The organism is Undibacterium sp. Ji50W (assembly GCF_049340445.1).
Lineage (GTDB): Bacteria > Pseudomonadota > Gammaproteobacteria > Burkholderiales > Burkholderiaceae_D > Undibacterium.
Window position 1 is genome coordinate 118156 of the sequence record NZ_JBMPOX010000006.1, and the last position, 19041, is coordinate 137196.

Annotated in this window: 20 protein-coding genes; 10 read left to right on the forward strand and 10 right to left on the reverse strand. The window is 48.4% G+C overall.

The window, feature by feature from the left end:
- Positions 1-269 precede the first annotated feature (269 nt).
- Positions 270-1229 carry a heme-binding protein gene (locus tag ACO0K9_RS11705; RefSeq protein ID WP_422984994.1) on the reverse strand — a complete coding sequence of 320 codons (960 nt, stop codon included), beginning with the start codon at positions 1227-1229 and terminating at the stop codon, positions 270-272.
- Between the two features lie 279 nt (positions 1230-1508).
- Here ACO0K9_RS11705 and ACO0K9_RS11710 point away from each other — a divergent pair, with 279 nt between their 5' ends.
- Both ACO0K9_RS11710 and ACO0K9_RS11715 read left to right on the forward strand, forming a co-directional pair.
- Positions 1509-1745: a hypothetical protein gene (locus tag ACO0K9_RS11710; RefSeq protein ID WP_422984996.1), complete on the forward strand. Its 237-nt coding sequence runs from the start codon at positions 1509-1511 to the stop codon at positions 1743-1745.
- 265 nt (positions 1746-2010) lie between these two features.
- Positions 2011-2313 (forward strand): hypothetical protein, encoded by a 303-nt coding sequence (locus tag ACO0K9_RS11715; protein WP_422984998.1) that lies wholly within the window; start codon positions 2011-2013, stop codon positions 2311-2313.
- Positions 2314-2717: 404 nt separating this feature from the next.
- Here ACO0K9_RS11715 and ACO0K9_RS11720 read toward each other — a convergent pair whose 3' ends face one another.
- From ACO0K9_RS11720 to ACO0K9_RS11735, 4 genes are all read right to left on the reverse strand, one after another.
- Positions 2718-3407, reverse strand: a complete 690-nt coding sequence (locus ACO0K9_RS11720) for a hypothetical protein (RefSeq protein ID WP_422985000.1) — start codon at positions 3405-3407, stop codon at positions 2718-2720.
- Positions 3404-4315, reverse strand: a complete 912-nt coding sequence (locus ACO0K9_RS11725) for an ABC transporter ATP-binding protein (RefSeq protein WP_422985002.1) — start codon at positions 4313-4315, stop codon at positions 3404-3406. Before ACO0K9_RS11725 ends, ACO0K9_RS11720 begins: the two co-directional genes overlap by 4 nt.
- 10 nt (positions 4316-4325) lie before the next feature.
- Positions 4326-4637, reverse strand: a complete 312-nt coding sequence (locus tag ACO0K9_RS11730; protein ID WP_422985004.1) for a GntR family transcriptional regulator — start codon at positions 4635-4637, stop codon at positions 4326-4328.
- 326 nt (positions 4638-4963) lie between these two features.
- Positions 4964-5590: a DUF2306 domain-containing protein gene (locus tag ACO0K9_RS11735; protein ID WP_422985006.1), complete on the reverse strand. Its 627-nt coding sequence runs from the start codon at positions 5588-5590 to the stop codon at positions 4964-4966.
- Between the two features lie 310 nt (positions 5591-5900).
- On the opposite strand from ACO0K9_RS11735, the gene ACO0K9_RS11740 reads away from it, so the two are divergent.
- The 6 genes from ACO0K9_RS11740 to ACO0K9_RS11765 all read left to right on the forward strand — a co-directional run bounded on the left by ACO0K9_RS11740 (position 5901) and on the right by ACO0K9_RS11765 (position 9689).
- Positions 5901-6458, forward strand: coding sequence for a contractile injection system tape measure protein (locus ACO0K9_RS11740; RefSeq protein ID WP_422985008.1), 558 nt, complete (start codon positions 5901-5903; stop codon positions 6456-6458).
- Between the two features lie 72 nt (positions 6459-6530).
- Positions 6531-7052: a hypothetical protein gene (locus ACO0K9_RS11745; RefSeq protein ID WP_422985010.1), complete on the forward strand. Its 522-nt coding sequence runs from the start codon at positions 6531-6533 to the stop codon at positions 7050-7052.
- A gap of 73 nt (positions 7053-7125) precedes the next feature.
- Positions 7126-7470 (forward strand): type II toxin-antitoxin system RelE/ParE family toxin, encoded by a 345-nt coding sequence (locus tag ACO0K9_RS11750; protein WP_422985012.1) that lies wholly within the window; start codon positions 7126-7128, stop codon positions 7468-7470.
- Positions 7467-7802: a helix-turn-helix domain-containing protein gene (locus ACO0K9_RS11755; RefSeq protein ID WP_422985014.1), complete on the forward strand. Its 336-nt coding sequence runs from the start codon at positions 7467-7469 to the stop codon at positions 7800-7802. Before ACO0K9_RS11750 ends, ACO0K9_RS11755 begins: the two co-directional genes overlap by 4 nt.
- Before the next feature lie 365 nt (positions 7803-8167).
- Entirely contained in the window at positions 8168-8899 is a 732-nt protein-coding gene (locus ACO0K9_RS11760) for a hypothetical protein (protein ID WP_422985016.1), read from the forward strand.
- Between the two features lie 76 nt (positions 8900-8975).
- The gene (locus tag ACO0K9_RS11765) at positions 8976-9689 is read left to right on the forward strand and encodes a hypothetical protein (RefSeq protein ID WP_422985018.1); all 714 of its coding nucleotides are present in this window, start codon (positions 8976-8978) and stop codon (positions 9687-9689) included.
- Positions 9690-10294: 605 nt separating this feature from the next.
- Here the strand turns inward: ACO0K9_RS11765 and ACO0K9_RS11770 are convergent.
- Entirely contained in the window at positions 10295-11137 is an 843-nt protein-coding gene (locus ACO0K9_RS11770; protein ID WP_422985020.1) for a hypothetical protein, read from the reverse strand.
- Between the two features lie 260 nt (positions 11138-11397).
- Positions 11398-12363 (reverse strand): helix-turn-helix transcriptional regulator, encoded by a 966-nt coding sequence (locus tag ACO0K9_RS11775; protein ID WP_422985022.1) that lies wholly within the window; start codon positions 12361-12363, stop codon positions 11398-11400.
- A 163-nt stretch (positions 12364-12526) separates the two neighbouring features.
- On the opposite strand from ACO0K9_RS11775, the gene ACO0K9_RS11780 reads away from it, so the two are divergent.
- On the forward strand, positions 12527-13201 hold the full coding sequence (locus tag ACO0K9_RS11780; protein ID WP_422985024.1) for a glutathione S-transferase family protein: 675 nt from the start codon (positions 12527-12529) through the stop codon (positions 13199-13201).
- A 218-nt stretch (positions 13202-13419) separates the two neighbouring features.
- Here ACO0K9_RS11780 and ACO0K9_RS11785 read toward each other — a convergent pair whose 3' ends face one another.
- Positions 13420-14376, reverse strand: a complete 957-nt coding sequence (locus ACO0K9_RS11785; RefSeq protein WP_422985026.1) for a tetratricopeptide repeat protein — start codon at positions 14374-14376, stop codon at positions 13420-13422.
- A 391-nt stretch (positions 14377-14767) separates the two neighbouring features.
- On the opposite strand from ACO0K9_RS11785, the gene ACO0K9_RS11790 reads away from it, so the two are divergent.
- Positions 14768-16009: a hypothetical protein gene (locus ACO0K9_RS11790; protein WP_422985028.1), complete on the forward strand. Its 1242-nt coding sequence runs from the start codon at positions 14768-14770 to the stop codon at positions 16007-16009.
- 182 nt (positions 16010-16191) lie between these two features.
- Here the strand turns inward: ACO0K9_RS11790 and ACO0K9_RS11795 are convergent, their stop codons facing one another.
- Entirely contained in the window at positions 16192-17322 is a 1131-nt protein-coding gene (locus ACO0K9_RS11795) for a hypothetical protein (protein WP_422985030.1), read from the reverse strand.
- Between the two features lie 31 nt (positions 17323-17353).
- Positions 17354-18991 carry a tetratricopeptide repeat protein gene (locus tag ACO0K9_RS11800; protein ID WP_422985032.1) on the reverse strand — a complete coding sequence of 546 codons (1638 nt, stop codon included), beginning with the start codon at positions 18989-18991 and terminating at the stop codon, positions 17354-17356.
- Between the last annotated feature and the right edge of the window lie 50 nt (positions 18992-19041).

Below are 19041 nucleotides of genomic sequence, written 5' to 3' on the forward strand. Positions count from 1 at the left end.
ACAGGTGTCGCATTTGAATACGGGAGCAGCATTGCTGCTAAGTGTTTCTTCCAGCGCCTTGACTTTTGATGTCAATTCGGTGAGTTGCAATTGAAGCTCTTGAATGTTATCGCTCATGATTTCTCTTCCTGAAATATTGGCGTTAGCCAATGGGTGTTGATAAGACAAGCTATGCCATGAATGGCGGGAGATACCGACCAGCGCTTGAAGCATCGTCTTTAGCTGCATCATTTCGCTCCATTAACGCTGTTGCTACTACAACAAATCAACTATTGGACTTTGCTCAGGCTGTTGGCAGTGATATGCGGGAACACATAAGACTGACCATCAGCCAGGTGTAACTGCAGACTGATATTCTGCGAATATTGCAACATCAACTGCCCGTTGGATAATTCTTCCAGCCACACGGTATGCGTGAACTGCTTCACGTTGTTATGCTCTTTAATGAAGGGATTATTGGTAATGCCACCGTTATTATTCGTATCCACATTGAGCCTGTGGGTGCGCAATACAGTAAGGCCTTGCTGGGACAGCGCCGCCAAAGCATCTTGCAAAACGATGTTAGGATTGATGTTGGGATTGCTTGGAACATCCTCGCCATACGCCGCATTAAAAGCAATCGGTGCATCAATCGGTAATGTGCTGACGTCGGGAATGTCAGGCGCACCATCAATGATCGTTACATCGCCCATCGCCAGGATGGAATTTCCATGCGGTACAGAAACCTGTTTAATGATTTGTCGCGCCGGGTTTTGCGGTGGAATGGGATCAGGTGCCGGCGGGCTGGGGATATAGGGTTGCGTATCGAGCGGCCCCTGACCTTGCTGGGTCGTGATCAAATTAAGCCAGGCACCGTTTTCTGCATGCACCAGGGTATTTGCCTGCACCCCGTCAGAGAAAAATACGCGCTGCTCGTAGAATAAGGTGTAGCTGTCTTGCTCATCCGTACCGCCACGATTGGCGACTTTCCCTTGCAGTGCGCTGAAGGTCATCACTTCATAGTAAAAAACATTCTTCAGGATAAACCCGTTCGGTGCTGTCGCCTGCGGCAAGGGCATGACGTTAAAGCCATTGGTTTTGGGGCTTACCCAGGTGCCAATCAAGCCTGCCAAAGGCCCCAGATTTTGCAACATCGTGGGGTTGTGATCGCCGCCGCCGGGCGCGAGTAAGGGAATGTTGTAGTCGGGTACAAAAGGGGAAACCGGGCCACAGGCACTGCATTTGCTCACAGGGCAATGGCACTGTTGCACAGCATGACTGACTGGACAGCTTGACGCGTGCAAGCGATCAACAACAGAGCTTAGTTGTTCTATGTCAACTCGCAATTGCTCAACTTCATTTTCAGATTTCATGTCGTTCTGGCTCCTTCTAAGGGTGAAATAAGTGTGTAATAAGTGAGAAACACCGGTCGATAAACAGCAGGGGATGCACGTATTGCGGTATTGCGATTTTTTGAAAATGGATATCACCGCTATCGCAGCGCACCACATAAAAACGCAGAAGCAGTCATGCTTAAAAAATTGCATTGCTTCATGCAACTATTTTTCAATGCAATGGGGCAAGTAGATTTTTTTCCGTTTAGAAAAATCTGTCTTGTTATTGAAATTCTGTGGCAGAGCCAAACCAGCAAGCCTTGGCACAGGCTGCCATTTAAAGAACCAAAAGCTTGCTGTAAAAGTCCAGCAGAAATAGGACGTGTGGATATTTTTCTTCGACAACCGAAAGGGATCTTACATTTCCCTTAGTTGAAATTCTTATATCCTTATTTGATAATAATATTATCCAAAAGATAATATAGCAATGTTAATTAATAGTTAAAACTACGTGCTGCTTACCGTAATGCCTTGACGCACTATTTCCAGGGAAAATAAAGACGCACAACCCTGCATCTCTCAAAATGCAAAAAAAAGTGAATCCGATTCGGAAATGTTGCCGTATATCCAGAGTGGCCCAGAGTGATCAAGAACGGCCCCGGTTAATACGAAGATATGAAGATACGAAGAGGATTGCATGACAAATTTGACTATTTCAATATCCGCTGGCAATCGCCGTCGGTTTGCCCGCACCATGTCGAGCATGGCGCTGTCGGCTACGGGTATTGCGCTGGTGACGGAGAATGAGGGGCTGGCGGCGAATGTGGTGGCCACTGCGGCAGTCAATGCTTACCTGGCCGCCAACCCAGCTTTCAAGGAAGGTGAACTGGTAAAAATCGTCGGCCGCCTGGCTACCGATGACACCATGCACTGGACTATTGTGTCAGCTACCCAAGGCACAGCCGTGCCAGAGCAGGCACAGAGTATGGTGCATAAGTGATGGTTTTCACGTAGCATCCAAGTAATTCCGTTACTGCCGTCACAAAGAATCAGGACTTTCGCAAAACTGTGCTAGCCGCGTTGCGCTATAAGAGTACGTAGGTGAGATTAGCGGCGCGTAATCGCACGTATGTTGAGCCTGACAATGACGAAGAAGCTTCAAATTTTCCTGTCTTCTGTCCGACAGGAGGAAATTTCCTGTTTTGTATTTTCTTCAGTAAATCAGCTGTTGAAGGCAGCATGCCGTGATAGACATGCGTACGATTACGCTCCTCTAATCGTACCTACGTTCTGGGACAATTTTGCGTAAGTCCTAAGAATAATTCAAAGGTTTTTACTATTTCCAGCTAGTTCATGGCGTTGCCCTGTCAGGCCTTACGTGATTGTCAGCCTGAGTGCTCCGGATCAGAGAAAGTCTCGTTTTGTGCTTTGAATATGTAGTGTCGCCAAGATCACGGATATAGCAATAATGACCTGGGTCACCACAATGGCAATTGCTGTTGAATTCCATACCATCGCTGAACCATAAACATAAGGTGCAATCGGGTCCAGAAAGGCAATTGTCCATAGATAAGCAGACGTGCCCAACTCGAAGGTCATTATGGACAAAACTGTGATAGCCAACGACTGGAAAAGCAAACTGACGCTGAGGATACAGGTGTAGGCGACAAACACACCCAGAAATACCATGGTGACAAATGGAACAGCACCTGGCGGAAACAGCTTAAGTCCAAAGGCGAAATAAAATGCTACCGCGCTGACCACCAGCCAGAAAATACCGAATACCGGCAGGTTGATCAGCAGCTTTGCCAGGGTGAATTCCTTCACTGAAACAGGAAGACTCATGATGAACGGCTGTGTCGATTTTTCTTTCTCGAACACATTGGTCTTCATAATGAGCACAATACCGCAAGTTGCGGCTGGACCCAGTAGCATCATAAAACCGATATTGACCAGTACCCAATTCGGTATGCGCCCATGGAGCAAGGGCAGGATGCCGATGGCGGTAAGACTCACCAGAGCGAACACGAATATGGTCCGGCTCATGATCTGGAAATCTTTTCTGACCAGTTGGGGGACGATCGAGATATTCATTGCGCAAACTCCCTATTGATACTCGCCTTGGCGCATTTGACGTTGGCCAGGAATATCTCTTCCAGGCTCAAACGCTCGATGGCCTTTATGACCTGACCGGCGCTGTTGAACTGCGCTGGAATGGACTCATCGTAATCATTGACAGTCACGGCACACAGGTGACCGCTCTGCTGGATATCCTTGATATTTGGCAGTTCCGGCAAGGGCTTGTTTTCCATGTTTATCAAACGCAGTCTTCGCCAGCCGTCCATGAAGTCTTCTTTGTTGCGGGATTCGATGATGCGGCCATCATAGATAAAGCTGATGTAATCGGATATCTGCTCTATATCCAATGTATTGTGCGATGAAAAAAGAATGGACCGTGTTTCGTCTTCTAGCGCATTCATCATTTCGTCAAGCACTTCCTTCCTGACAGCTGGGTCCAGGCCGGTGGTCGGCTCGTCGAACACCAACAGCTTGGGGCGGCGGGCAAGCGCTAACAACAGGGTAGCCTTGACTCTCTGGCCGTGAGACAGGCCTTTGACCTTCTGGTCTTTATGAAGGTCGAAGCGGCGCAACAGGGTGTTAGCGTAGTCGGAATCCCAAGAGTCGAATATCGATTTGATAAAGTCCATATGGAAAGTGATCGTCTCGCTCTCGTAGAGCCGCATGTCATCAGAGACAAAGCCGATATGTCGCTTTGCGGCGATTTGCTCGTCGGGCATGGAATGTCCCAATACCCTGACCGAGCCAGCGTCAGGCCCCAACAAGCCCATGACCAGCCGCAAGATCGTCGATTTTCCGGCACCATTCGGTCCGACCAGCCCCATGACGGCACCCTGTTCAAAAGACAGGTTAACGTCTTGCAGCTTAAAATGGTGATACCCCTTGCTGATGCCCTTACACTCTACTGCCAGCGGCAAATCCATCCCGATCTCCCTATTCCATAAATTGCTTTATCATCTGCAATATTTTGTTTTCCGGTATGGCAAGAGATTTTGCCAATTTGCCGGCTTGTTCCAGGTGCTGGATTAACTCTTCTTTCTGAAGTATCGTCAGATCAAGCGTGTCGTTTACCCAGCTCCCTTTGCCTTGTTGAGTAACAATGACACCTTCTCGTCCCAATTCCAGATAGGCACGCTTGATCGTAATAATGCTTAACTTAGTGTCAGTTGCCAGCTCACGCACTGAAGGTAAAGGTGTTTTGGGCGGCCAATCCCCCACAGCAATCCGCTGTTTAATTTGTTCCATGATCTGTTGATACATGGGACTTTTGTCCGTTTGAGAAAATACAAAACCATATTTCATATACACAGTATATACAGATGAACGCGCAATAGGCAAGCATTTAAAAAATTGAATATAGGGAATGTTTGTTTGCTTGCGGCCAATCAACCCTTAGGGTCTTTTTTTAAAATATCAGCGAGCTATAAATAACATGCCTATCTCTATGAGAATCAACGGCTACATTTATTTGAGAGTTGATGGCGGCTTTGACATACCAAAGCATGGCTACCTGGAAATACCAGCTTATGGTTAATTTTAGGTGCGAAAAAATGGTGTTTTTGAGCAAGACGTCAGGCAGCCCCTAACTGCCGGCCCGGCTGCAAGGATATGCACAACAAATCCGCCACCACCAGGGCCATGAAACTGCTGACCCAGATCAGGTTCGCGTTTCCACCAAAGCTGGCGTTGATATCCATTTTTAATACATCGACGAGCATGCGCGTGACAATAAAAGTCAGTGTCAGCGCATAACTGCGGGTGATCCAGATCTGGTGCATGATCAATTGCTTCTTGCAGGCCGTGACCACAGCGGCCAGGGTCGTGCCCAGCCACAAACAGCCTTGCGCAACTGCCGGCCATTTTTCAGCCGGGGCCAGGTGCATCAGCGCAATGTAAATCGCAAGCGGGGCGGCAATGGCTACCGCGATGGCGTACAGCCGCCCAAGTACCCGGTGCATCTGCAAATGCCTGCTACGAAATCCCGGGAAAAACTGTATCGGCGCGGCCAGCAATGCAAGCGTTGCCGCCAATGCATGCACATGCAGGCACCAGCGATAAGCATTTATTTTTTGTTCCCACTGCGGATTCATCCCCAGCAGCAAAGGCAGCTCCACCTTGCCCATCACCAGCATGAACAGCAAACCCACGACGAGGAAAAAAACCAGCTGGGGACGAGCGAATACCTCACGGGTTGCCATGATTTTCTCCCAAAAGATGCAAGCGCAATGGCTATGTGTTAGAGGGGATTAAAAGGTAATCAACGTCATTGACGAGGTTTTGACTGACACCGAAGCTGTAAAGTGTGTGAGCAAAAGTAAGTATCACAATGTAGGTGTGAACAATTTTAAGAAGCTGGGGCGATGGACAGGGTAATTGCCCTGCAAGAGCGTTGGTTGACAATTACGGTCTGTCAGAATGCATAACTATCTCAATCGGGCAGCAAGTGGTAAATTAGCATGTTTATACACCCCGCAACATCTGGACAGGTACAGCGACCAGGCTAGCGACATGTATACGCTGCGCCGGTATGCGGCTACGGCAACTCACAACAGGGACAATATGAACACAACATTCAACGTGAATAATTCAGGACTGGTGCTGCTGCAAAGCTATATCCCCTTGCTTTTTTCACGCTTGCATCTGACAGAGGACGACAGGTTCGTCTCCGCCGACGCGCAGCAACGCGCCGTGCATTACCTGCAGTTTTTAGCAACCGGACATAGCCAGACCGCAGACCACTACCTGGTGCTGAATAAAATCCTGTGCGGCTTCAAACCGCAAGACACCGTTGGCACCGGCATAACAATGCCCACAGCAGACACGGAACTGTGCGAAGGTCTGCTGCACGCCGCCATTAGCCATTGGACCGCCATAGGCGCCAGCTCGCTAGACGGCATGCGTGGCAACTGGCTGGTCAGGGATGGTTTGTTAATCGAAAACGGAGAGTGGCAACTGGCAGTGGAAAAGCGCGCTTACGATATCTTGATCAACAAGAGCCCGTTTAGTTTTTCCGTCATCAAATTTCCATGGATGAATAAGGCGTTGCGGGTGAGTTGGCCGACTTAGGGTGCAAGGGCATTTATTGATGCTGGCGAATGACACGCGCTATCTTGAGTTTATTTTGAAAAATACTCGTATATGAGAATTGCAATTAGTCGGTGGAATCGAACAACACTGCTTGTTATCGTTTTTTTGTTTTTAACCTTCGCTACTACGCTATTTTTCAAGTCGTCATTCACGCTAGCAGAAGTAAAAAATAAAATGGCAGAACATTTTTCTGTTGGCACAGCCAAAAACATTGAAAGGATAGAATGCTACCCTGGTACGAAGGGCCGGGATTTGCATGCATTTCTGGATTGTAATTATAAAATTCGGGGGAAAGACATTTGGAAAGCCAAAGAAGTGAATTACCCTGAGCACTTTTTTGGCGGTGGGGACTTCGGCGTTATTTTTTATGATCAAACTACCCAGCCAAAAGTCGGTCTCACCAGTTCAACAAGTGATAGTGATCTGTCCGTTAGCAGAGTCGATCTTTACTATTGCATGAGCGTAGTTGATCAAATTCTGGATCAACAGCCCAAATATCCGTCCTTGCATTCAGGGCCGAATATGATTCATCAATCCGAGCTTATGTGGACATATCGCCTCACCCGAAGGTAACAATTTATTACTAGAGTCCGGAACAGAATTCAGGGTTTGCATTCAACTCCAGCTTTGTATAAAATTTGATACAATGAATAACGATAAAGAAATTCGCTGGGTCGGGTCCTCATATGACGATCTGCTCAATTTTCCTCATGAACCAAGACGCGAAGCTGGCTTTCAACTAAGTAAAGTCCAGGCGGGCCTTGAACCCGACGACTGGAAGCCGTTTGACGATGTTGGATCAGGTGTACGGGAAATTCGTATTCGGGATGCGACAGGAATATTCCGCGTGATGTATGTGGCGAAGTTTGAAGAAGCGATATATGTGCTGCACAGTTTTCAGAAGAAAACTGAAGCTACCTCCAAACGCGACAAGGATATTACTGAAGCCCGGTATAGAGCGATAGTGCAAGAAAGGAAAGCAAAAAAATGAATAAAATTGACACCCAAGTCAGGCACATTACTAAACCTGGCACAAACTTGTTTGCAGAACTTGGTTTTTCACCAGACGAAGCTAAGCGTTATCAGGATGAATCACGTGACCGGATAGACCATACTCTGGCGCTCAAGGAACAGCTTATGGGAGAGTTGGTAGCCTGGATCAAGGAAAGCCACCTCAAGCAAGATGCCGCGGCTGAAATTTTGCATGTAACACGTCCTCGCGTTTCAGACGTTGTGAACAAGAAAACGAGCAAATTCACGATTGACGCGCTAGTGGACATGCTGGCCCGAGTTGGAAAGCCTGTCAAAGTTGTGGTCGGCTAACCAGGCCCGTTATTAAAACTACTTAAATGAATAGTTCAACAAGTGATAATGATATGTCCGTTAGCAGAGTCGATCTTTACTTTTGCATGAGCGTAGTTGATCAAATTCTGGATCAACAGCCCAAATAGCCGTCCTTGCATTCAAGAGCGAATATATTCTTTCAAGCACAGGCTTGCGGGCGATTTGGCGCTGCTAATCGCCCGTATAGCTTGTGTTTATATTAACTACAGTATTACCAATAGTTTTGTGCTTGGCTCTTCGCTTGTTAAAATTAAACCGAACTCAGGTCACGCGCAGACCATTCGGAATCAGCCACTGATCACATTTGAACTCTTTTTGTCAAGTTGACTACCCTCAAAAATAGTATGAACTCCCTTACCCCATTCTTTCGTTTAATTCGGTTAGCTCTAGGCAGCGGGTTTTTAGCTGGACAGGCCATGTTTCCCTTGTCTTCGTTTGCGACAGTATGCGATGGGGGCAGCAATATATCTGACATTAGGGAGAAAGATGGCGCCCTTAAGGTAATAGGCAAGTTTGGGCAAACCGCGAGCACCTCCGACATGGGTAAAACATGGTCAGTTGATAAACGGCGGGCACCAGATTTCGAGATATTCTGGAACAAAAGCTTCGTCTTGTCGAACGATCAAATGTACCAGAACGTACCAATTGGCGACAACGGCGCCATGTACGTCATTACTAAGAAAAAGAAAGCCAAGCTTTGGGAAGACGGCACCCAAAATTTGATTCTCTTTGCAAGAGACAATCAGCTTTTTAGTTTTAAGGGCAAGTTGTACAGGTCCGGCATGTCAATTAGCTTGCTTTCCGGCGAGATCTACGGCACGACCAGTAACGACAACCAAAGTGAAATCAGAGTGGAAGTCAGTAATAGCTATGTATGCAAGCTGACGTTTGAACACGGCGAATGCCGCAATCCATATTCCTGGGATTCCTTTGACCGGAAAGTCACAGGATTTTACGCACAGGAAAGCGGCAATTTTTTTCTTTCCACGTCTGACAGAATTTTATATTTCGATGCCAAGGCCGACCACTGGTCAAACATTTCCACGCCATATGAGTGGGCAATGCAGTGTACGTGAGATTGACTGCCTGCACCTTTTCAGCAATAACTTGCTGTGACGACAAAATTGACAAAGCAACCGACAAATTATCCGCATGATCTCAATCCGATTATTCTTACAATCCGCAACGCTGTTAATCTCTGCCATTGCGTCCCAACTATCCGTTGCGGCAATTTGCAACGGCCAGCATCTGATAACCAATGTAAGTGTCGAAAAAGATATCCTGTCTGTAACAAGTCAGGCGGGAGCGATTGCAACAACTTCAGACAGAGGTGAAACTTGGATTGTGGGACAACCCACAGGATTGGAGTCACCGCCCTTCTGGCTCAAGACCTACCTCTCAAATGGAACTGTCTTTCAAAATATTAAATTAGAGGAAAAGATGATCGCCATCAGCAAGGGAATCGAAGAGGAGTTTTGGTCCAAAAACAATTATCATGACCTGATCTTGTTTAGCAAAGGCCATCAACTGTTCGGTTTCCGAGGCAACATGTATGCGCGCAACGACTATATCCACTTGGACGCCGGACAAATAACTGGCAGTTCAGAAGATGGTTTTTCTCGGTCCATCACAATCGACATAACACCCCACACGTTTTGCCAACTGGCCAACGATATGACCAATCGGAGGAACGAGTGCCAACACCCCTTCCATGCGAGTGATGAGGACCACGGAGTTACCGGATTTTCTGCACAACCAAACGGCAATTTTTTTATATCTACTCACAAAGACATTCTTTATCTGGATGTGACGGCAGACAAATGGTTGCGCATCCCCCAACCTACAGAGTGGCAATGCACGCGGTGACAAATATCAAGATGAGTGGGTATGTCTGACACTCCAACATTTCTAACTTTGCGGGCGATTACGTGCCGCTAATCACCTCCTGCGCTATCATATGCGTGAGCGTTGCCACACAGTTTCTTTTGAATCTCTCCATGCTTGCCACCCTAACGGTAAATCAAATAACTCAGATAGGCCAGGGTCATGTTTAATTACGCTCTCTAAACTGACCAGGACAACGTCACTCTCCAAAGGATGCGATTCAGGTCCATGAAATTGCCATGTTCCATCATCCTCGTCATGCGAAACATACGCAATCCAGGTTTCAGCAGTAAATATTCTCTTATTTGCTATTACCGCCAAGTTTGGCGGGTCACTAAACATCCATGAATTCATTTTCAATCACTGCGTATAAGGTTAACTTAACGGGACAGGTTCAGGTCAAGATTTATATATTTCCAAGCTTGCGGGCGATTACGCGCCGCTAATCGCACGTGGGCTGACGAGGGGGAGGTGCCGTTCTAGGAAGGCACTAAACGCATAGTTGACGGCCAAGTCCCTCGGAAGCGGTCATCCAAATCTGCATGTACCACCGTTGGTGGTTAGAGGCCCAAGAGGATTGATGCCTCCTATAGTTGGACATGTCTGGGACCGTGGGGGAGCCTTGAACTGACGTCAATTTGCCAAGCAAAAAACGTCTTGGCTTCAAAGCTATAGCGCTCCTGAAAAGAAACTGTCTCGCTAGACATGAGTTCAGCATAGGTTTGCATGAGTGTTACAGCCTGAGTGAAACGTGACTGCGTAAGATATTCATGAATGGCAGAAAGCAGCAGAGGGTAGTCCGTGTTCTCTTTGGCGCCACCATACGTCAATTTGAGTTGAGTCTTGATAACCCAGATCGGGTCACGTTCAACTGAAGCAGTAGTGGGCTGCGAACAGAGCCAACGCAAGGCCTTTTGCGACCTTTCACCAAACGATGGTGGTGAAATAATTGCCTGGATAGCGATAGTGAGCGCTTCTTGGGTGCGACCTGAGCGAACATACTGCGCCCACAAGAGAGACTGCGCTGCCGTGTATTCAGGGATTATGGCAGTGGCTTTCTCAAGAAGATGGATAGCGGACTCAACGTCTTGGTTTTTTATGCTTTCTTTTGCTGCGTAAAAAAGAGCTCGGGGTGATGCAGGATCTTCAGCAAGAGTAGGTGGTTCTGGATATTCGTCTTCAGCAGCTTTCGCCGCTGAAAGAAAGGAGCCTAAGCTGGAGTAAGTCGGTTGAACTTGCCATGAATCGTGCCAAGTTTCAGCCACTATTGGTTCGATATTCTCCCGCCCGATTGGCCAATACAACCCGAAGGTATCTCCGTTACCCAATTCGTTTTCAAAAAAAGGTGTGAATCCAAGCGGCGGGAAAGAGGAATGGCACTCCCAGTTTTTGTGGGAAGTTACTTCTCGTAAGTTGGCTGGCAAAAGCATTGGCAGAACGCCCTAACGTTGGTGTTGGCGACTGGATGGCGATTTTCGATTATAGCAAAACATCAAAACTGTCGGGAGGCACGCCGCAAATCTCGAAGAGGTAACAGGAAGATTTGGGGCATAACCCCACCGGTTGCAACCCCTCAGCACAACGGCCATACAACTTTCCACGTTGCGCACTTTCATTTTAACAAAACCGCGTTCGACCGCCATCCTTACGCACTTTCAGACCGCCGTCAACAAAATTTTAAGCAAATCAATCACTCCCCATACAACGCCCCCATCTTCCCCACCACATCCCTCATCCTGCTACGCAATTCCGGTGGTTCCAGCACTTCTACATCGTCACCAAAGCGCAGTATTTCTGCGCTGGCTTGCCACAGTGTTCCTACCGGGATGGTGGCAGTGGTCCAACCGCGTTCGTCTACTTCTTTGGACAGGTGCATTTCGGCATAGACATACGGCGGCAAAAAGTGTTCGCACATTTTGACGCCCAGGGGTGACAGGCGGATGGTGGCCTGGCTGTTGTAGGTATCTTGTTCCACCCTGCGGGTGGAGGCGCGCCAGTAATGGGTGAGGTCAAAGCTGGTGGGGCGTTCAAAATACTGGTCGAGCAGATCAAAGTCCAGTATGCGTGAGATGCGGTAGGTGCGGGGTTTGTCGTCCACCTGCCCTACCAGATACCAGGCACCGCCTTTCATGACCATGCCCAGAGGTTGGACGGTTCTTTCCTTGATGCCTTTCCAGCTTTGATAGCGGATATGGATCAGGCGTTGCGTCCATACGGCATCGGCCACTTGCGGCAGGTAATGCGGCTGTTCTGTCAGTGAAAACCAGGCAGGCGCGTCCAGGTGAAAGCGCGAACGCATTTGCAGGGCACCATCGCGCAAGGCCACCGGCATGGCAGACAGCAGCTTGTTTTGCGCCGCCACCATGACCGACCCCAAACCCAAGTCAGTGGCAGCACCCGCCAGGCCGCTCATGAACAGGGCTTCGGCTTCTTTAGCAGACAGACCGTTCAATTGCGTGCGATAGCCGTCCAGCAGGCGATAACCGCCGGCAGAACCGCGTTCGCTATAGACCGGGATGCCTGCCTCGCTCATGGAATCAATGTCACGATAAATAGTGCGCAAGGTGACCCCACACTCGTCCGCCAGTTCAGGCGCAGTGGCAAAACCCCGCGCTTGCAGGATGGTGAGGATGGAAATCAGTCGGCTGGCGCGCATGTCTGGATGATATGGGGGACGGGAAAATAAATAATTTTTAAATAATTTTTTTAAATAATAATCTATCCTGACAAAAGATGACAGGTATGAAGCCGTATTCTGCTCACATCGGCCAAACAATGACGCTTTCAAGCCGCCAACCCTGACACAGAAAGGCAAGATCATGAGCAACAATGACAACATCACCCTGTTCTATTCCCCTCAAACCCGCGCTACCGGCGTGCTGACCTTACTGGAAGAACTGGGGGCGCCTTATCAATTGCATGTCTTGAACATGAAGGCAGGCGAACAAAGGCAGGGCCCGTATCTAGCCATTAACCCCATGGGTAAAGTACCGGCGCTGCTGCATCGTGGTGAGCTGATCACGGAACAGGTTGCCGTCTTCCTGTACCTGGCAGAGTTATTCCCGGAAGCAGGCCTTAGCCCTGCCCCAGGTAGCCACTTGCGCGGATCTTACCTGCGCTGGATGGCGTTTTATGCCGCCTGTTATGAACCGGCGCTGGTGGACAAGGCGCAGCAACACCCGCCAGCAGCGCCATCGATGTGCCCTTACGGTGATTTTGAGACAATGATCAATACCGTCACCGCCCAACTGGCAAAAGGGCCTTACCTGCTGGGCGCACAACTGTCCGCAGCAGATATCCTGTGGGGCAATGCCTTGAACTGGGGCACCATGTTCAAGCTGGTGCCTGAAACCCCGGTCATCATGGACTATATACAGCGCATCACCAGCCGCCCTTCATTCGTCAAAGTCAGCGCTATGGATGCCGCCTGGGCTGCTGAGCATGAGCGGGTTGTGAATGAAATGAATGAAGCGAAAGAGAGTAAGGCGGCGTAACTGACTTGCTTGAATTCAATTTGATGAAAATTGGCGAATTCCAGGCAATGCATGAAAACCAGTGCAGGCACAGAATGCCCGCGCTGGCTTTGCTTCATTTTGCGACGCAGAGGAGCAATTATTTTGAACCACCATTCGCAACATTTCCGCCATGCCAGGGAATTTCTTCGGCGAGGATAGGCATGCTCGATGCGAGATCAGAAAATTAGTCGGAATTTTTACATCTTACTTACCATCGATTTTTTCAAATAAGCATCAATCGATTTGGTTACACTTTTCGTTTTCAATATATCGTTTTTCAAGAGCCCTGCAGCGTTTATTTGTGCTGGCGTCATAGATTGAGCGATTCTTAATCGTGCATTTTCAATTTTTTCTGAAGTATCTTTCACCACCATGCTAAGAAGCGCATAAGCTATAACGTCATTGGTCGGGACACCTTTACCACTAAAGTACATAGCACCCAAATTATAGAGCCCACCTGTGTCGTTTTGGTCTGCCGCCTTCCTATACAATTTTATCGCTTCGGCATAGTCTTGTGGCACACCCCTACCAGTTTGGTACATTAACCCAAGATTGCCCTGCGCTTCAGCCAAACCTCTATCTGCAGCTTCACGCAATAGAAGAACTGACTGAGCAAAGTCCTGCTTTACACCAAGCCCTTTATAGTACAGAACACCTAGATTATAGAGGGCATAGATATTTTTCTCCGTCGCCGCTTCGCGATATAGCTTTACCGCTTCCACAATGTCCTGCTTTACTCCCTGTCCATTCTCATACATTGCAGCAAGATTAGTTTTCGCAGTAGTGTCACCTTGTCGGACCGCCCTGTTGAACCACATCATTGCGAGATCATAGTTCTGGTTTACCCCAATTCCATTTTGGTACATCACTCCAAGATTATTTAACGCTCCAGCATGATTCTGCTCTGCTGCTTTCTTTAACCAAGTCATAGCCATTTCATAGTCTTGCGCAACCCCTTTTCCTTCAGCATACATAATCCCCAAGTTGTATTGGGCGGTAGCATTTCCTTGATCGGCCAGAGGGGCGAATTCTCTCAAGGCACTTGGGAAATTGCCTTTTGCCAATGCAGTGAGTCCTTCGTTTACCCCGGCGATCGCCATGGTTGAAAGAAAACTTAAAACTATCGCGATAATTTGACTATATTTTCGGTTCATTTGAGATCATTTAAAAATTTTAGACAGGACTGGTATTCCACAATGAGTATCCACCTGGGCCAGAAATGCAACTATACATTCAGGAGTATTAATATTGTATTCAATCAACGCATTTTGCAATGGTGTAACCCACAATGGCACACACAACCCCCACCAAAGTCTACGCGCACCTTCCCTTACAATGTACATCGACGATATAGTTACCTCCCCCCTGTCAAAGATCAAGTTCACAAAGGCATTGACTTATCGCCCCAAAAAAGTGAGTTTTATAGAATCACTTCGAATTATATTGCGCGATACTGTGTCGTCAAATACCATGCGACTAAGAATGCAACGAATTCCACTAAACAGCCAGACTTAAGCAGATTGCCCGTTCGACACGGGAAAATCAATGAATAAAGTGATAGTAGACGATATGGATGAAGCGCTAACGCGAACTGAGCTAAGGCTCATTGCTACATTTATGGACACAGCGTCGCGCGAATTTTCACAACATGGCAGGAATATTTTCACGCTAAAGGCTACGCCAGAGAATAAAGAAATTGCTCTTGCTGCACACGCACACCATAGCGCAATACCACCTGGCGACTACAAGGAACTATCGACTGAAGACATCGTCGAGGCGACAGATGAAATCATCATATTTGACGATTGGTTAATGGCTCATTTCGCCCATCGCTGCCAGAAAATTAATGACGAAATCCATCCTGAACCTCCGTTTACCAAAGCAGAGTATGCTGTTTTGTCGGAACTTCTGGAACTTGCATATGAAGAGCATGAAAAGTACTCAGACGATGTCTGCTACGACTTAAGTCTGGAGCCAACAGAAGAAAACATCTTGATTATGTCGAAGACGGTAGATTTATTCAATTTGGAACACGTGCACTACCCTAAGAAATATCAACAATCTGTAGCAAAAAAATTGACTGAATTGCGTGTAGCACTAGCGAGCAATGCAGTAATTAATTTTCCAGATTATTGGATCATTCATCACTTCGCTTGTGAATGCCGTAAGCACTCAGGAAACCCCGAACCCATATACGATTTCAATGCCCCAAGAACAGATGAACTCGAATGGAGTCCGGGGTATGAACCCAGTAAGAATCAAATATCTACAGTCGATTTCTGCAAAGAAGTCCGCACCCTCGCCAGGTTAACTTTTGAGGACACACGTTGCGTTTACAATCTGGCAGGGGACAAATATTTGAGCATTGGTATCCTTACAGAGGATGATACGGATCGTGATATTCTGTACCACGACAAGGCATTTATAGAATCGCTGGAATTGATTCGCATGAAGTACGAAACGCAAGACTTGGAACTTCAATGCTTCGCATTTTTTTCAACCAACGCTGTCAATCGCGGTCTTCTCATTTGGTGGTTTGAAGGCGAATGTCCGCAAATTCGCTACGATAATGACGATCCCTCGGATTTAAAAAAATGGGCGCGCTGGGGTATTTCGCCAGAAATTCTCGATCTTGTTTCCAAAAATCATGAACAATCTACTCAAGCTGAGGCGTATATTGGCAGGGGAAAATCGTCAACAAGAATCAAAGCCTTCTTTTTAAAACACTGGATTGCAATAGCATTTGTTACATTTCTCCTTGCTATCCTGCTTTTTGGAAAACGCTAGTCAAATTCTGCAGCAGGTTCTGCATCTCTTAAATAAATCCTATTGATGTATTCCAACTTTAAACAAGCCCTACATAACTTGCCCCTTCGCTCAACGGTCATACTGACAGCCAGTTACATCAGCAGTAGAAATTGAAAAATCTTTCTCTGTCACTCAAATTCCTTTACGCGAATGTCCTTGAATTAGTCAGCGGGTGCTGGTTCATCGAATGCATTACCCAAATCAATATCTGCAGCTGGTTCTGCATCTCTTAAAGCAGCCGCCGCTTTCAACTGATCGTCCCTCTCTTTGTCCAACTCTGCCTGTCTCTTTGCCGCCCTCTCCTTGCCGGGAGCAACAGCATCATCAGGCATGTTCAACATCTTGCTGAAAGAGGCATGCAAATCGTCCCTTATATTCTTCGCGTACGCGTCGTGGTCTGCCTTTAATACAGCGCCATTGGCATTTCGCCCCTGCGGTAACTCCTTGCGGACCACGTCTACCTCAGGGGCAGGCACCGCCCACACATTACCTGCGCCTTTTTCACCTACGAATTTGTGCGATGTTTGGTTGCGCTTGGCTGCCTCAGCTGCATCGTCGCCCTGGACTCCTTTGGCTGTAACTACATGACCTTTCAAGGACACCTTTGCATCTGCCAGTTTCAAGTCAAACGCATGTGCATGACGTTCATCTTTCGACTCTACGTTCAGGTTCCAAGCATAGAATTCGCCCCCATCCCACTGTTTTAATTTCGTTTCACTTTCCGCGACGTCCCCCAACAACGGCAAACTAACTTTTGTACCATCCGTCACCGCCTGCACAACCTTGCTCCCGCCTGCCTGCGGCATCAGTTTCCCCTGTATGGGGACACGCGCCCCAATACCTTCGCTACTGTGCGCTGCCTGACCGTCACGCGCCAGTTGCGCCGTGCCCAGGTTCAGCGCCCTGCCACCCATCACATCTGCTTCACTCGCAAGGCCAGCGTCATCATTCACCGGCACGCCGGCCTTCATCTGGAAAGTTGGCCGGACACGGCCCTGTTTTTGTTGTAGTACGTGCAAGGCCGCATCATCTGCCATGCGCTGCACGGCCTGCATGCGTTGTGCACCTGGGCTGCTACGCATCATGGCTTGCAACGTGCTGGCTTGTGCTGCCTGCGGGCTGTTGTGCATCAGGGTCTGCAATTGCCGCTGCGCGACTGCTGCCGGGCGATTATCTGCAAATGCCGTCCTGGTCTCTGTGCTGAGTTGTGCCGGTTGCGTACCTTGCAATTCAGCCTTGATTGCTTGCTGTGCTGTTTGTGCTTCAGCCGGTGCCGGTAGTTGAGTTTTCATTGGCGTCAACATCTGTATAGGTTAGGGTCACTCAGCACATTTCACTTTTTATAGTGGTCAGCATGACACACGCAGGCTCATAGTGCGGGTCCATTTGCAGGGCGTCGTTAACATATTGCAATGCCTGCGGCAACTGACCCAGGTTGTAGTGGCACATGCCTAGGTTATACAGCGTGGGGCAGGCATTGCCATACAGACGGCAAGACCGTTCCAGATACACGATGGCCTCAGGATAATGTTCAATTTCATACAGCAAGCTGCCCAGCGCAAAGGCCAGGTCACGTACCTCACCCAGCGGATAATAGTGCTGCCATACCTGTGCGGCCATGTTGGCGACTTCCCGCTTGAGCGGGCCTTCCAGCGTTGTTGCATGTTGCATGAGGGCGACATAGCATCCCCAGAAATTGGTGGCATCCCAGCCGCTCATGCGCAGGTAGGCCAGTATTTGTTCCAGTTCCAGGCTGTCGGCATGGGCCTGGATAAAACGTTTTAAACTAAAGAAATCATCGGGACCGATATCGCTGATGTGTTCGGTAAACGCCTGCTGTGTCTCGATAAACTGCGCCGCGCTTTGCGGGATTGAATCAGGTGGTGCGTCAGCAAACACGGCAGCGCAAATATACAAATCCTGATGGCGCTGCGGGGTGGACATCCACAAGCCGCCTTGCTGACCAACGTAATGCGCTACGGCGTGGTAGTTGACCGACAGTGAAATGCTGCCGTGGCTGACCAGGCCAGGCGCGGCACGGAATCGCACGTCCTCTGCACGACCATAACCTTTATCAGCAGAAATCAGTAGCAAGCGCTTGTTGCTGATATGGCGTAAATGCGCGAGATAACGCAGCGACTGCACTGGCAACAGCACATGGCTGTCTGTCAGGTGTTGCTGGTAATGGGCCAATATCTGATTAAATTCTGGCTCGGGATAATAATCGCCAGACACCGGCACATCGCGCCACTGTGCCTGCACGCGCTGCAACAGGCTGACATCGTTCAGATCGGCTTCTGTTTGCTGGCTGTGCAGGCTCACCAGGCTTTCATGTAAGATGCCATCGTTGACGTAAAACGCATCTTGCTCGATGCTGTCAAACACGTAGTTGGCAATGACCACCAGCGGGTTGTTAAGCTGTGCCTGTGATAGCGTCACTTTGGAATTTTGCAAGCTGATGTCGTCGGTCTTGCTCATATCGACCAGGGCAAAATCGAGTACACCTTGGTTTATATAGGTTTGCAAAAACGGGTGCTGCCGCCAGAACGCAAGATTCTTTTCACAAAAATCGCTCATCACATAACACACAGGAATATGGCTGAGGGCCGACTGCTGCCAGACCGTAAAAAACTTTTTGATGAAATGGTAAGAGAAGCGCCCGGAGCCAGCGCCCAGTTCCAGCACGTATATAGGCTGGGTGGGGTCCAGTGGTGATTGCGCATCACGCAGCAAATCGCGCACATAGGCAAACACCAGCCTGGCATAGGCCTGGGCAATAAAGGTATTGCTGGTGATGTAATGCGGCACAATGCTGTGACGCCATGCGTCTATGCTTTGCTCGCTAAAAAAGCGGCGCTGCAAACGCCACAGCAAAGACGCAGACAGGCGCTGGTTTTTTTCCACCACAAAGCCAGGTGCCGGGGCTTCTTGTACGGTGTTTTCTTGCTCTGTGGTTTCCATACAATGGCCGGCTGGTAGGTATTGGGTAAGGAGTAAAAAGGGAGTTAACC

Coding starts and splice junctions, on each gene's coding strand:
- ACO0K9_RS11780 (WP_422985024.1), top strand. CDS start 12,527: ATGAGCAACAATGACAACATCACCCTGTTCTATTCCCCTCAAACCCGC.
- ACO0K9_RS11730 (WP_422985004.1), bottom strand. CDS start 4,637: ATGGAACAAATTAAACAGCGGATTGCTGTGGGGGATTGGCCGCCCAAA.
- ACO0K9_RS11715 (WP_422984998.1), top strand. CDS start 2,011: ATGACAAATTTGACTATTTCAATATCCGCTGGCAATCGCCGTCGGTTT.
- ACO0K9_RS11750 (WP_422985012.1), top strand. CDS start 7,126: ATGAATAACGATAAAGAAATTCGCTGGGTCGGGTCCTCATATGACGAT.
- ACO0K9_RS11760 (WP_422985016.1), top strand. CDS start 8,168: ATGAACTCCCTTACCCCATTCTTTCGTTTAATTCGGTTAGCTCTAGGC.
- ACO0K9_RS11740 (WP_422985008.1), top strand. CDS start 5,901: ATGTATACGCTGCGCCGGTATGCGGCTACGGCAACTCACAACAGGGAC.
- ACO0K9_RS11720 (WP_422985000.1), bottom strand. CDS start 3,407: ATGAATATCTCGATCGTCCCCCAACTGGTCAGAAAAGATTTCCAGATC.
- ACO0K9_RS11765 (WP_422985018.1), top strand. CDS start 8,976: ATGATCTCAATCCGATTATTCTTACAATCCGCAACGCTGTTAATCTCT.
- ACO0K9_RS11785 (WP_422985026.1), bottom strand. CDS start 14,376: ATGAACCGAAAATATAGTCAAATTATCGCGATAGTTTTAAGTTTTCTT.
- ACO0K9_RS11755 (WP_422985014.1), top strand. CDS start 7,467: ATGAATAAAATTGACACCCAAGTCAGGCACATTACTAAACCTGGCACA.
- ACO0K9_RS11710 (WP_422984996.1), top strand. CDS start 1,509: ATGCTTAAAAAATTGCATTGCTTCATGCAACTATTTTTCAATGCAATG.
- ACO0K9_RS11790 (WP_422985028.1), top strand. CDS start 14,768: ATGAATAAAGTGATAGTAGACGATATGGATGAAGCGCTAACGCGAACT.
- ACO0K9_RS11795 (WP_422985030.1), bottom strand. CDS start 17,322: ATGAAAACTCAACTACCGGCACCGGCTGAAGCACAAACAGCACAGCAA.
- ACO0K9_RS11770 (WP_422985020.1), bottom strand. CDS start 11,137: ATGCTTTTGCCAGCCAACTTACGAGAAGTAACTTCCCACAAAAACTGG.
- ACO0K9_RS11775 (WP_422985022.1), bottom strand. CDS start 12,363: ATGCGCGCCAGCCGACTGATTTCCATCCTCACCATCCTGCAAGCGCGG.
- ACO0K9_RS11725 (WP_422985002.1), bottom strand. CDS start 4,315: ATGGATTTGCCGCTGGCAGTAGAGTGTAAGGGCATCAGCAAGGGGTAT.
- ACO0K9_RS11735 (WP_422985006.1), bottom strand. CDS start 5,590: ATGGCAACCCGTGAGGTATTCGCTCGTCCCCAGCTGGTTTTTTTCCTC.
- ACO0K9_RS11800 (WP_422985032.1), bottom strand. CDS start 18,991: ATGGAAACCACAGAGCAAGAAAACACCGTACAAGAAGCCCCGGCACCT.
- ACO0K9_RS11745 (WP_422985010.1), top strand. CDS start 6,531: ATGAGAATTGCAATTAGTCGGTGGAATCGAACAACACTGCTTGTTATC.